13 protein-coding genes and 3 pseudogenes are annotated in these 12,460 nt (G+C 68.2%); 6 read left to right on the forward strand and 10 right to left on the reverse strand.

The features are described from left to right. Positions 1–334: 334 nt before the first annotated feature. Positions 335–841, forward strand: a complete 507-nt coding sequence (locus ACFWBB_RS20190) for a hypothetical protein (protein WP_385273943.1) — start codon at positions 335–337, stop codon at positions 839–841. Positions 842–1,163: 322 nt separating this feature from the next. Here ACFWBB_RS20190 and ACFWBB_RS20195 read toward each other — a convergent pair whose 3' ends face one another. The 3 genes from ACFWBB_RS20195 to ACFWBB_RS20205 form a co-directional block, all read right to left on the reverse strand. Further along, on the reverse strand, positions 1,164–2,159 hold the full coding sequence (locus tag ACFWBB_RS20195) for a 3-oxoacyl-ACP synthase III family protein (RefSeq protein ID WP_385273946.1): 996 nt from the start codon (positions 2,157–2,159) through the stop codon (positions 1,164–1,166). Beyond that, positions 2,156–3,100 (reverse strand): SDR family oxidoreductase, encoded by a 945-nt coding sequence (locus tag ACFWBB_RS20200; RefSeq protein WP_385273949.1) that lies wholly within the window; start codon positions 3,098–3,100, stop codon positions 2,156–2,158. The genes ACFWBB_RS20195 and ACFWBB_RS20200 overlap by 4 nt, the downstream gene beginning before the upstream one ends. Before the next feature lie 361 nt (positions 3,101–3,461). Further along, positions 3,462–3,812, reverse strand: a complete 351-nt coding sequence (locus tag ACFWBB_RS20205) for a hypothetical protein (protein ID WP_385273952.1) — start codon at positions 3,810–3,812, stop codon at positions 3,462–3,464. Positions 3,813–3,982: 170 nt separating this feature from the next. Between ACFWBB_RS20205 and ACFWBB_RS20210 the strand changes: the two are divergent. Then, positions 3,983–4,177, forward strand: a pseudogene (locus ACFWBB_RS20210) (hypothetical protein); the annotation flags it as partial. A gap of 84 nt (positions 4,178–4,261) precedes the next feature. On the opposite strand, the gene ACFWBB_RS20215 reads toward ACFWBB_RS20210, so the two are convergent. Next, a complete protein-coding gene (locus tag ACFWBB_RS20215; RefSeq protein WP_385273955.1) occupies positions 4,262–4,918 on the reverse strand; it encodes a hypothetical protein in 657 nt (218 codons plus the stop codon). Continuing rightward, entirely contained in the window at positions 4,915–5,526 is a 612-nt protein-coding gene (locus ACFWBB_RS20220) for an RNA polymerase sigma factor (protein ID WP_384120808.1), read from the reverse strand. Before ACFWBB_RS20220 ends, ACFWBB_RS20215 begins: the two co-directional genes overlap by 4 nt. Positions 5,527–5,787: 261 nt before the next feature. Between ACFWBB_RS20220 and ACFWBB_RS20225 the strand changes: the two are divergent. Together ACFWBB_RS20225 and ACFWBB_RS20230 are read left to right on the forward strand one after the other, a co-directional pair. Beyond that, positions 5,788–6,105: pseudogene (locus tag ACFWBB_RS20225) on the forward strand (transposase); the annotation flags it as partial. Between the two features lie 85 nt (positions 6,106–6,190). Continuing rightward, a pseudogene (locus ACFWBB_RS20230) lies at positions 6,191–6,589 on the forward strand (transposase); the annotation flags it as partial. A 429-nt stretch (positions 6,590–7,018) separates the two neighbouring features. On the opposite strand, the gene ACFWBB_RS20235 reads toward ACFWBB_RS20230, so the two are convergent. Continuing rightward, positions 7,019–7,747, reverse strand: coding sequence for a TetR/AcrR family transcriptional regulator (locus tag ACFWBB_RS20235; RefSeq protein WP_385273959.1), 729 nt, complete (start codon positions 7,745–7,747; stop codon positions 7,019–7,021). Between the two features lie 252 nt (positions 7,748–7,999). Here ACFWBB_RS20235 and ACFWBB_RS20240 point away from each other — a divergent pair, with 252 nt between their 5' ends. Next, positions 8,000–9,052: an amidohydrolase family protein gene (locus ACFWBB_RS20240; protein ID WP_385273962.1), complete on the forward strand. Its 1,053-nt coding sequence runs from the start codon at positions 8,000–8,002 to the stop codon at positions 9,050–9,052. A 2-nt stretch (positions 9,053–9,054) separates the two neighbouring features. On the opposite strand, the gene ACFWBB_RS20245 is transcribed toward ACFWBB_RS20240, so the two are convergent. From ACFWBB_RS20245 to ACFWBB_RS20255, 3 genes are all read right to left on the reverse strand, one after another. Continuing rightward, positions 9,055–9,321, reverse strand: coding sequence for a hypothetical protein (locus ACFWBB_RS20245; RefSeq protein WP_385273965.1), 267 nt, complete (start codon positions 9,319–9,321; stop codon positions 9,055–9,057). A 474-nt stretch (positions 9,322–9,795) separates the two neighbouring features. After that, entirely contained in the window at positions 9,796–9,981 is a 186-nt protein-coding gene (locus tag ACFWBB_RS20250; protein WP_385273968.1) for a hypothetical protein, read from the reverse strand. Positions 9,982–10,369: 388 nt separating this feature from the next. Next, positions 10,370–10,948, reverse strand: coding sequence for a TetR/AcrR family transcriptional regulator (locus ACFWBB_RS20255; RefSeq protein WP_385273971.1), 579 nt, complete (start codon positions 10,946–10,948; stop codon positions 10,370–10,372). A 91-nt stretch (positions 10,949–11,039) separates the two neighbouring features. Here ACFWBB_RS20255 and ACFWBB_RS20260 point away from each other — a divergent pair, with 91 nt between their 5' ends. Further along, entirely contained in the window at positions 11,040–11,486 is a 447-nt protein-coding gene (locus ACFWBB_RS20260) for an anthrone oxygenase family protein (RefSeq protein WP_385273974.1), read from the forward strand. A 145-nt stretch (positions 11,487–11,631) separates the two neighbouring features. Here the strand turns inward: ACFWBB_RS20260 and ACFWBB_RS20265 are convergent, their stop codons facing one another. Continuing rightward, positions 11,632–12,060, reverse strand: a complete 429-nt coding sequence (locus tag ACFWBB_RS20265; RefSeq protein ID WP_385273977.1) for a hypothetical protein — start codon at positions 12,058–12,060, stop codon at positions 11,632–11,634. Positions 12,061–12,460 lie beyond the last annotated feature (400 nt).

The raw sequence follows: 12,460 nt of genomic DNA on the forward strand, positions 1-12,460 counted from the left end.
AAAACGACTGAGACAGGACACACGCTCCGCTCACGCCGACCTAGTGTCTCTGTCCTGTGACAGCGAACTTTGACCGTTTGCCACTCAAGTTGGACCGCCAATCTCCCGTGTTGAGAAGGAGGCCCTGGACGGACACTGCGCTTGTAATCTCAGTTGCATGGCTGAAGCGAATAGCGGGGGGCAGCCTGTGCCCGACGACGGTGATCCCGGTCCCGCGACTGGTTCCGACAGTGATGCTCCTGCGGACCCGGCACCTCAAAATCCGGCAGAGTCCGACGACGTCCCTGCTGCCCCCACAGCGCCTGCGCCCACATGGGCGGAGATCGGCAGGGGAGTGGGTGCGGCGATCACTGTCATTGCCGCACTCGCGGGGCTGATTCTGGGAGTCAGAGCGGAGCAGCGCGCCGATAGGGAGGAGAAACGAGCGGCCGAGCTGAGCCAGAAGGCTTTCGCTGAACAGGTTGACTTCTACCGAACTCCGTCCGCGGTAGTCGTGATGAACGGGAACCCGCACCCAGCGGACATGCGCCTCTTCCTGCCGGGTAGGCGTCTTTGGTGGGATTTGCGTTCACTCGAGCCTTGCAAGCAGATCAAGATCCCCACGGGCTCCCTGCGCGCCAGCTTGCGCGACCAGTTGCCATTCGTGCAGGTCACCGATGAAGAGCTGTCTTCACTCTGGTTGGAGTTCCAGGACCCTGGCGGCAGGAGCTGGGCCCGTACCGGCGGGGGAGCGCTGGCCCCCTCTACATGGAAACCTGTATCGCTCGGAGTGCACATGGTCGATCTTCGAGAGAGCTGGAACAAGACCCCGGAGGACTCACCCATTTGTGGTGCCCCTTGAGAGCCTGCTTGCAGGCTGACGGAGATCGGTCTGCGTACTTCCGCTGTGGTCAAGAAGTACCTCCTGGGCCAACAGGGCGCAGGCGAGGATGCGGTCAAAGTTCGATGAGAACGGCCAATCTTCGGTGAGACCAAACACCGAGTCAGTTGTCCCGTCTCGAACGATCTGGTCTCTGTCTCAGGTGACCTGGTCCGATTTGCTCGTCGTCTCCATTGATCTGGTTCAACTGTCCGTTCTCACTTGACCTGGCTGGGCCTTCCCGCTGATGGTCGTTCCGGGCGATTCATGGCGATCCGCATACTCACCGGCGCACCCGGCCGGGTTACCACTTGATCAGCATGACTCCGGCGCTTGCGCCGCTGGCCAGGCCGAAGAGTGCGATGTCCGTGCCTGGGCGCAGTCGTCCCTGCTCCGTGGCGAGGGTCAGTTGGAGGGGGATGGTGGCGGCGGCCATGTTGCCAGTGCGGTGGAAGGTGGGCAGCACGCTGTCGGCGTGGATGCCGAGGCGGTCGCGGAAGGTGTGGACGAAGGGGACGGAGGGCTGGTGGACGCAGACCAGGTCCAGGCCGCCGGCGTCGACGTCCCGCTGCTTGAGCCACTGCTTGGCCCGGGTGTCCAGGCCGAGGAAGGAGGCCAGCAACCGTTCGGAATCGATGTTCAGCCCTGATGTCGCACCCGGAACCTGATAGGGGTTGAAAAGGGTTGCGGCGGGCCAGCCGGCCGAGTTCGCCAGGAACGTGGAAGCGATGATCCCCGGTTCCGCGCTGGCCTCCACGACCAGGGCCGCGCCCATGTCCCCGCCGGTCAGGGAGGCGAGCGCGGTGCGCAGCTCGGCGGGGCAGGTCAGCGACCAGCGGCTGAGGCGGCTCAGGGTCTCGCCGCAGGCGATGGCGACGCGGCGGTAGGCGCCGGTGCGGATCAGGGCGTCAGCGACCTCCAGCGCGTTCAGGACGCTGTTGCAGGCGTTGGAGACATCGAGGACCGGGCAAATCAGGCCGGTCTTGGCGGCCACGATATGGGCGTTGGCGGGCTCCTGGACGTCGGCGCTGACGGCGGCGAACAGCAGCAGGTCTATGTCGCCCGGCTCCAGTCGTGCTTGTGTCAGAGCCTGGGTGAGGGCGTGTGCGGCCAGGTCGGAGGGCAAGGCGTCGGCGGCGGCGACAACGCGTTCCTGAAGTCCGTAGAGCCGCCGTAGCAGCCCGTCGGGGATCCGCAAGGCGGGGCTGTCGCGGCGTAGCCGGTCCTCGATGGCGTGTGAGGTCTGACGGCCAGGGGGCAGGTGGACGGCGACCTGGGTGATGCGGCTGTGCAGGTTCATGCCGTCTCCCGTCCCGCGCTGGCCCGGGGCTGGGGTTCCGGGTCGCGGAGGTGTGCTTCATGGCCGCTGCGGGTGCGGGGCAGGCCACTGGCGGTGTGCTTGACCCAGTCGGTGAGCCACAGGGGCGACACGGTGTGCAGCGGGACCAGGAGGCGGGCGTCGAGGCCGACGGTGTAGCGGGCCCGGGGGCGGCGGGCGGACAGGGATCGCTCGATCACCCGGGCGACCGGTTCCGGACCCGGAACACGCCCGTTGACTGTGGTGAACAGGGTCCGTGTGCGCTCATAGCCCGCGCCGCCACCACCGGCCGCGGACAGGTCGGCGACCGCCCGGTCCAGCATCGCGGTCGCGAACGCGCCCGGTTCCACCAGACACACCCGCACCCCGGCATGGGCGCTCTCCACCCGCAGGCAGTGGGTGAGCGCGCTGAGCGCGTGCTTGCTCGCGCTGTACCAGCCGCCCAGCGGCCACGGCACCCTCCCCAGGCCCGAGGAGACGTTTACGATCCGCCCCGCACCCCGGCGGCGCATCGCCGGCATCGCCAGCCGGCAGATCCGCATCACACCCAGGACGTTCACCTCCAGCAGATGACGGGCCTGCTCATCGCTCACGTCCTCCAGGGAACCCGCCTGCGGCACACCGGCGTTGTTCACCACTGCCCACGCGCCACCCCCCGTCATCTCCTCCACCAGAGCCATCGCCCGCTCGCACGAGACCGGATCGGCCACGTCCAGCACCACCGTCCGCAGGCCCAGCCCCAACTCGGCCGCAGCAGCCACCAGCACATCCGCCTTCACCTGGCTGCGCGCTGTACCGATCACATCGAAACCACGCCGGGCCAGCCGCAGCGCGGTGACCGTCCCGATACCACCGTTCGCCCCCGTCACCACCACGCTGCGCACCACAGGACGACCGGACCCCTTGCCTGCCGGATCGAACACGGACCCTCCCAGCACTCCCCGATGGCCAGCACCGACGGCGCTTGCTCCACTCATCAACGACTGCGGTCCGGCCAGGTTGCGCCGAGGGCACCAACAAGAGTCGCCTGCCCGGCGAGCCGGTGAGGGCCCGAAGGCGGCCTTCCGTGCCATCGGAGATCGTCTGCCCCTCGACACGCCCCATCCGACTCAACATCGAGCTGTGTGCCCTGTTCACGGACGAACCAGATCAGCTGAGACAACAACCGACGTCCAGACATCCAAGACCAGATCGCCTGAGAATTTCGGCGGTCCGGCGTCTCAATTGATCTGGTCGCCGCAGTTCACAGCCCTACTCACAGACCAGATCATTTGAGACGGGACATCAGTGAAAGCCCCGGAACGCCGCGTCGTGGTGGCTGGTGGAGACAGGCGTCTCCACCGAGCGCAGCCGCCGGATCGGCACGGTGAGTGTGGTGACCCGGGGGAGCATCCCGGAGACCTGGTAGCCGTGGCCGGGCGGAAGGCCGGCCGCCTCCGCCTGGTCCTCGGTGAGCTCCACCGCGACCCGGGTGCTCCCGCCCATCACCAGGCCCTGCGCGGTCCGGGCGACGGCGTCGACCACGGCCAGCGGAAAGTACGTGCCGCGCAGCCAGCTCAGCGGCCACTGCTGGGCGCGATCGTCAGCGGCCGCTTCCAGGAGCGCGCCGCCGAACGCGGCGTCCGCGCCAGCCATTGCGAGGCGATCCGCCGTGACCGTCCGGAGGCCGTCACCTCCCTCGCATGTGCCATCAGCGATCACCGCCGGGCGATGTGGATGTCCCGTCAGCCGGTGCATATCGCGCGATCCGCACCGCTCTCACCTGCGGGGTCTTGATCTCGGTATGTATCAAGTGGCTGAGGTTCAGAGGCGGCCGGCCCGTCGGCCACGACGCAGACCTTTACAAGGAGCGGAACACCGTCGAGCGACTGATCAACAAGCTGAAAGCATGGCGAGGCATCGCCACTCGCTACGACAAGACCCCTGCCAGCTACCTCGCCGGCCTCCACCTTCGAGCCTCAATGATCTGGATCAAGGACCTCACTCGAACCACTCCTTGATCACGACTCAATACGCTCCCAATGCCGTACCGCGACCAATGACCCCAATTGACAGGAAGCGACCACTCTTCGCTGCTTCTCCTGCTACTTCTCGAAAGCCTCCCGGAACATGGCCCTCGCCTCGTCCGTGGCCTCGGTCGTGCCGCCGCAGATCGGGACGATGCCGCTGTTGCCATCCGCGGTGACGAGGTAATGGGCACCGAGCGGGAAGTCCGGAGCCTCCGAGTTGCCCTTGTCACTGCTGAGGCGGACCTCGTCGGAAGGGTTGGCCAGGTTGGGGTCGAGGCGGTACCAGTGGTCGACCCGGAGAACCACGCGGTCGCCCTCCTCGGCCGTCACCGTGCCCTCGAAGGCGAGTTCGTGGCGGCGCAGGTGGTCGGGCGTGGGCGCCACGCACTTCACGGCCACCGAGCCGTCGTCCGCGAGGGTCAGGGTCAGGGGCTGAAGCTGGGGCACCCGGCCGACTCCCGCCGAACGTGCCCCCGCCTTGTCCGCCACACCCTCTCCGCCCCGCGCGACGCCCCAGGTGACACCGCCCCCCACCAGCAGCAGGACCGTGAACGCCAGGGCCAGTACGAGGCGTCGGCGCGGCACTCCTCGTACCGGGCTAGTGGTCGCGGTTGTCTTTGTACTCGTACTCATCGTGGCCTCCACAAGACGGGTGACGTCGGGTCGCGGAGCCTTCGAGGTCAGTGCCGGGTCCGTGGCCTTCAACTGGGCCAGCAACTCGTCGTCTTTCACCGACTGCTCCTTCCGTTTCCGGTTTCTTGTCCTTCGTCCGTCTCATGTCCGGGGTGTGGGCCGGTCTTTCGTTCCAGTTGGGCCGCCAGTTTCTTTTTCGCGCGGTGCAGCCGGATGCTCACGGCGTTCGCGCTGAGGCCGGTCACCTCGGCGATCCGGCTCGGGGGCAGTTCCTCGTACGCCCAGAGCAGGACCACCTCCCGGTCCAGCGCCCGGAGTTGGGCGAGCGCCGCGTGCAGGGCGGTGTGGTCGGGGTCGGTCGTGTCCCCCGCAGGTGTGCGGGCCGTCCACGTCAGGCGTTCCAGGAGTGAGCGTCTACGCCGGTCCGAGCGGCGGGCGTTGGCCAGGCAGCCGCGGGCCACGCCGTAGCACCAGGGCAGTACGGCGTCGGGGTCCGGCCGTTCACGGGGTACGGGATCGGGTCCCAGACCCGGCACGTCCCCGATCCGGCGCCACAGCACGAGCAGCGTCTCCGAGAGGACGTCGTCGACCTGGTCGGGGTCCGCGCGCCGCAGCAGATAGCGGTGCAGCGGCTCGGCCACGACGTGCGCCAGCGCCTCGAAGCGGGCCCGCTGATCCCCGGCGGCCCTCTGTTCCGTCTCCGTCATGGATTCCACGACCTGCCTTGTCCGGCACCCGTGGAATCCTTTCACCATCGTTCAGCTACGGCCGACGGTCACCGTTTCTCGTACGGGTTCGACGGCTCCGCGGCCTTCTTCACCGACTCCGCGGCCAGTACGGGCGGCCAGGCCGCGTCCGACCCCAGGTTCCCATTCGGCACCCACGTCCCGGTGACCGTTACCCAGGTGTCCGTGACCGGGGCGTCGGCTCCCGCTGGCGTTCGTCCTGACCCCGGGACAGGCCGCAGACAGGCCGCAGACAGCCCGCAGTTCATCCCCGCACTCAAGAAGATACGGGTCCGCGGGCCTGTAAGGCCGCCCCCGCACCCGGCCGGACGCGTCACCGGGGACAAGGCCTACTCGTCCCGCGGCAACCGGTCCCACCTGCGGAAACGCCGCATCAAGGCAGTCATCCCGGAGAAGAAGGACCAGGCCGCCAACCGGAAGAAGAAGGGCTCCAGAGGCGGCCGGCCCGTCGGCCACGACGCAGACCTCTACCAGGAGCGGAACGCCGTCGAGCGACTGGTCAACAAGCTGAAAGCATGGCGAGGCATCGCCACTCGCTACAGTTGACGTGGCCATGGATCTGATTCTGCCGCAGCGATCATCCGATCGGTCTCGCGAACCAGGCACCGCCACTCTTGGCCCGGGGAACGGTCCAGTACGACTGACGTCGCCGGTGGACCTGACGCTGGTGGCCGAGCACCGGCGCGGGCACGGCGCGATGTACGAGGCGTTGAACCACGGGAACGTGGACGTGCCCCGGCTGCGGCAGGTGTTGGCCGGTCTGCCGATGCCGCAGGCCGCCGACGGGCGCCTGGTCCTGGCGGTCGACGTCAGCAACTGGCTCCGCCCCGACGCGCCGACCAGCGCGGACCGCCTGTTCTGCCATGTCTACGGCCGCAGCGGACGGTCCTCGGACCAGTTCATTCCCGGTTGGCCGTACTCGTTCGTCGCCGCCCTCGAATCGGGCCGGACGTCCTGGTGCCGGCTCCTGGACGCCGTCCGTCTCGGCCCCGAGGGCGACGTCGCCGAGGTCACCGCTGCCCAGGGATGCGTTTCCCTCCCCGGCTGAAACCGGGGATACCCACGCAAGATCAGGGATGGAAGCCGTCGCCAACGCCGACCCCTGGGCCAAGGCCGAGGCCACACCCTCGGACGACGAGATTGCCCGTATCCGCCGCCTGGTTCAGCGGGTGCGCCAGGACCTCGATGAGGTCACCGACGAGGACCGGGCCCAGATTCACGAGGCAGTCGCACCGGTCCGCCGCAGCCGCGGCGTCTCCCTGGGCATGCCGCGCGTCCGCCAGTCCCCACCCGACCTTCACCGGGAGAGACCGGATGACCAGCATGACCGACGGACGGCGGACCGACTCGGCCCGCCGCCGCGAACGAGTTCTCAAAGCCCTCGATGTCCTGCCGCGAAGCGACATCACACTCATGTTCCCAGAAGGCGCGCAGGCTTGCGGTGGCCTACCCGTTACCCGTCGGCCGCGATACGGCCGAGCCATTCGTCGAGCAGGTGCTGCTCTGCACTGCTCAGGGCTGTCTGTTCGGGCAGTGCGGCGCGCAGGGCCCGGGCCGCACCGGCCGCGCCCGGGTCCTGCACGTCGGGCTTCTGGTTGGTGACGGCGGTGACCATGGCCTCCCGCAGGGACGTGAGCAGGGCCGGGTCGCGTTGATCGTCGGACATCGACAGCCAGGTGAGGACGGCCCCGCGCGCGGTCGCGTGGATGATCGCGGCCGCGAGGTGCTCCTCGACGCGTAGCCAGCCCGCCGCGGCGAGACGGCGAATGCGGCCCAGCAGAATCTCCATGCCTGCCTGGAAAGCGGCAGAGGTCGTGCCGCGCCTGGGCTCGCCGTACATCATCGCGTACAGCGCGGGGTTCGCGAGCCCGAACTCGACGGCAAGGTCCCAGCCGGCGCGAAGGTCCTCAAGCGGGTCGCCGGGGTTGGGCTCGGCGCGCTTGGCCGCCAGGAACGTGGCGTAGCCATGCTCGGCGACCGCATCGAGCAGTTCGTCCATGTCGGCGAAGTGGCGATAGATCGCCGGGGGCTGCAAACCGGCCGCCGCCGCGACCGCACGGGTGGTGACCGCCTCGCGACCCTCGCGCCCGAGCAGGTCCGCGGCGGCCTCGATCACGCGTCGGCGGGTGAGCTCGCGCCCGCCGGGGCCGGGGGTGACGTCGTCCTTTGTTCGTCGAGGCATGAATCGATGATATCGCGGCGACAGATCGGTGCCAGTATCAGTGATACCGTCTTGGTGTTGCCGATGGAATCATCATCGGATGGGCGCCGCTTGGCGCCCCAAGCCGGCAAGCAGTCCGGGCCGCGGATTCGGCGAGCACCGGCGTACGCGGCAGCACGTACCGCGAGTCGCCTCGGCAAGGGGTCAGGCCCGGAGGTCATCGGCCATCCGTGCCCGAACGCGCTTGGACACCACTGACAACAGGAGTACGCAATGCCAGACAAGATCAAGATCATGGCTCTGGAGGAACACATCGCCCTGCCCGGGCTGCTCGAGGCGTGGGCCAAGGCGGGGATGCCGCAGATTCCGCAGCTCGGGTTCGGCGACGAGCCGTTCGCCCGGCGGTTGCGGGACTTCGGCGAGCAGCGCCTGGCCGATATGGACGACCAGGGCATCGACGTCGCGGTCCTGTCCCTGGCCTCGCCGGGCGTGCAGAACCTCAGCGCCGCAGACGCCGTCGTCGAGGCCCGCGAGGCCAACGACACGCTGGCCGACATCGTCGCCGGGCGGCCCGACCGCTTCCAAGCCTTCGCCGCCATCCCCACCGCGGCGCCCGAGGCCGCCGCGGCCGAACTGGAGCGTGCGGTCACCCAGCTCGGGTTCCCCGGCGCGATGCTCTATGGGCGCACCGGCGACAAGCTCGCCGACGCCCCGGAGTTCGACGAGCTCTACGCGGCCGCCGCGCGACTGGGAGTTCCCCTGCACTTCCACCCGCAGACCCCTGTGAAGCCGGTCCTCGACGCGTATTACTCAGGCTTCGACGACGGAGTCGGGAAGGCGCGCAGTACGGGCATGGGGCTCGCGACGGCGGGGCTGGGCTGGTACTTCGACCTGGGCGTCCAGTACCTGCGGATGATCTTCTCCGGGGTGTTCGACCGGCACCCCGAGCTGCAGGTGATCACCGGACACTGGGGCGAGGTCGTCCTGTTCTATTTGGACCACACCGGGATCCTGGCGCACAACGCGAAGCTGGAACGCCCGCTGGCCGACTACTTCACGCAGAACTTCTGGGTGTGCGGCAGCGGCACGGTCAGCGAGCGCTACATGCGGTGGACCTCGGAGGTCGTCGGGACCGAACGGATGATGTACTCCACCGACTACCCGTACACATTCGGGACCCGGCCCGGCGGATTCCCGTTCCTCGACACCGCCAACGGGGTCGCCCGCTCGTTCCTCGAGCAGGCGCCGTTCAGCCACGAGGAAAAGGCCGCCATCGGATCCGGCAACTGGGAGAAGCTGACCGGGCACGTCACGGCCAACCGCTGACCTCAGCAAGTTCGGCCCTGCGGGCCGCACTCCATCAGCCGGTCGAAGTAGCCGCTCAGGTCGAAGGACGGGTCCGTGCGCAGGTCCTCGGCGCTTCGGGTCCGGTCGGCGAAGGCGGCGACCTCGTACGCGGCGCGCCGCGCGTCGTCCTGCGAGGGGAAGGCGGCCAGCGTGAGACCCGGGTGGTGGCCCAGCCGCCACGGGTGCGTGGTGTCGTCGCCCGTAGCGCGCAGTTCCTCCGGCCGCTCGTAGACGTGCAGGCCAGGCACAGGTTCCTGCGCGTTGCCGTCGTTCAGCCACTCGAAGGCGGTACGGAATCAAGGGTCGTCGAAGGGCATGTGAATCAGGTGAAAACGCATGTACGTGAGGTGCATGCGTCCGATCCCAGCGTCGGCGCTCATTGGCCTCACGTACATGAGCTTCCGCCCACCCGGCGCGCGGGTGGGGTTGCCCGCGAGCGCTACGATCCCGGCTTCACCCAATCGGACGCCGGCGGAGACGTCACAGACAGACGAAACGACCCCTCCGCCCGCCTGACGGCCTTTCATGGTCCCCGAGATCGGGATCCCACACCAGCCCTGCAGAGATCGGCCCGTGGAGGCCCCTTTCTGCCGTTCGCTTTTGGGGTCAATTTCCCTTGAGGGCTGGCTGGGACTCGAACGGGGTCGACCAGCGTCGGTGTTGCCCTGCCCTTGCCGAGGATCCCCTTGAGCAGTGAGCGGGACCAGGTGATTACGCCGTAATCACGGTTGCTCGATCGTTCGGAGGCCGGCTTCGGCGGCGAGCCGGTGGTACCTGGCCTCGGCAGCCGTGTCCAGGAAGGTCACCCGGTGCCATCGGGCCCGGTCGTAGCCGTCGCTCTCACGCCAGACACAGACGATGCCGCAGAGTTGGTTCCAGTACTCCGCGATCATGGTGAGTCGCCGCATTTCCCCAGAGACCCGCTCGTCCTCGGTCGGTGGAGCGCTGGGAGCCGGCGGCGGTGTCGCGCGTTTGCGGAGACGCCCCCTGTCGGGGCCGCGGATCGCTGATTTCGAGCGCCAACACGAGGGCAGAGACCGCCTCGGTAAGAGCAGCGGCCGCACGGTGCTCCTCGGTGTCGCCATCGTGAGCGTGCTCCAGTGATTCCAGACGCGGCGCCAGAAACCAGAATCGCCCACGCGTCGTCCACCGTGACGTCCACGGCGTGATGCAGCGTCTGTTGCGGATCGGTGGTCATCCGTGGGGTCCCCCTCGTCGATGTGGCCTCGGCTCCATACGGAAGGAGGCCGGCGGCGGGGTCCGGCGACTCCGGCTGCGTGCTCACTGAGGCGGTGGTCAGACCATGGCGAGCCGGTCCACCACCAGTTGCACCCTGCGTTCGGTGTCCTCCGGCGGGAGCCGTCGCGCCCGGGTCAGGGTGGCCAGTCCGTGCAGAGCAGCCCAGAACACCTCGGTGAACAGTCCCGGGCGGACACCGTCCCCGGCGACCTCGCCGAGGCACTCCAGCAGGGCGGCGAAGGCGTCCTTCAGAGGTTCCGGGGTGTCCTCCTGTGCGTACGGCAGACCGCCGTCGAGCTGGAAGATGGCGTCGTAGACCGCCGGGTTGCGTACGGCGAAGTCGAGGTAGGCGCGGGCCAGAGCGGTGACCCGGGCGCGCGGGCCGTCTGCGGCGGCGGTCGCGGCGCGCACCGCCACGGCCAGCTCGGCGGCGCCCTCCAGGGCGACTGCGCCGATGATCTCCCGTTTGCCACGGAAGTGGCTGTAGAGGACGGGCTGGCTGTACTCGATGCGCTCGGCGAGCCGGCGGGTGGTGACCGCGTCCCAGCCCTTCTGCTCGGCGAGTTCGCGGGCCGTCGCCACGATGAGGCGCTCGCGTACCGCCCGTTCGCGCTCCTTGCGTTCCTGAACCGACATAGCTCGATCCTAGCACCGCTAGACAATCAAGCGGCAATAGTACTAGCGTTGCCTCATCCGATAGCGACGCTAGATTTCAGGAGAGGCCGTCATGTTCCACGCACTTGAGGTCGTCACCACCGTGGTCGTCGGCGTGATGGTGGGGGTCGAGTTCGCCGTGGCCTTCGTCATGAACCGGATCCTCAACGCACTCCCGGAGGACAGCAGGCAACGCGGTCACGCCCACGGGGGCCGGATGCTCGGCGCTGTGATGCCGGTCTGGTACATCGGCTCGCTCGCCCTCGTCGCAGTCTGGGCCATCGCCGGACGGCACCACCACGGCGTCGGCCTCGTCGTCACCGCCGGCGCGCTGCTGCTCCTCAGCGTGGTCATGTCGGTCCTGCTGCTCGTCCCGATCAACAACCGGAACAAGACGTGGACCCCCGAGAACCGCCCCGAGGACTGGCAGGAGCAGCTGCAGCGCTGGGAACGCTTCCACTACGTCCGCGTGGCCGTCATCGTCGCTGCTTTCACCCTGCTCGTCACCGCCCCTGTCTGAGCCCCGCGGACCGGCCACGCTCCGGCAGGTACGCTCCCCCGCCCCCTGCTCCGAGGGCGGGGGAGCGGGCCACTGAGCTCCCGGCATCCGGCAAGGCCGCAGCCGTTGGGATCCCCTGTGTGTCGCCGGCCGGGACGAACCCGCCCTAGAGGACGGCCACCGTGTCCGCGTCGCCGTACCGGAACCCGTCATTGTCGAAGTAGAAGACGGTGACCTTTACTTTGTCTCCCTTGTCGAAATGTGAGCCCGCGGCCGGGCGCAGGGTCACCAGCGCGACATGGTCGTTGTAGTCGCAGACCAGCTTGTCCTTCTTGACGGTGCCCGCAGCGATGGACTGGTCGTGGGAGCTGTGGTTGAGCGTCGCCGCGTTGGCCACGAGTTCGTGGTCCATGCCGACGTCACAGGAGTAGGTGACCTTCACCTGCAGGCCTGGAGTGTGCTGCGACACCGTATCGATGGTCAGCAGGTTCGCCTTGGCCGCTGCTGAAGGCGCGGTCGCCAGGGCCCCGGCTCCGATCAGAAGAGCGGTTGCTGCGGTTCCGGCGAGGCGTCGCCGGAAAGTGGATGACGTCATCTGGGTTTGTTCCTTCCCCCTTTGCACAGGTGCCCTTGGTCAAGGTGTGGAGAATCTCCAACTGAGCGGGCAACTGCGACAGTTGTTCAGGTCGGCCTGGATGTTACGTGAGCTTTGATTGATTTCGGCGTCAGATGGTGCGGCCCTGCTGCGTGAGGAATGCCGCATCCCGCCGGATGAACCACTCCCGGCTCGGCATCGTCAGCGGCAGGCCGGTCTGACATGAGTGGTCGCACATGGCCCGCCGCTTGGACTGATGGCCGCGTGGGCTTCAGGGGCGGCTGCCAGTCCTGCGCCGCGACCGTTCGCGGCAGCGTGGTGCGAGTCTCGGTAGTGATGACGACGTAATGATTACGATAATCACTCCGGTGCGGTGCTCCCCTGCTCGGAGGCGGCGCCT

The sequence above is a fragment of the Streptomyces sp. NPDC060000 genome (assembly GCF_042737375.1).
Taxonomy (GTDB): Bacteria; Actinomycetota; Actinomycetes; order Streptomycetales; family Streptomycetaceae; genus Streptomyces.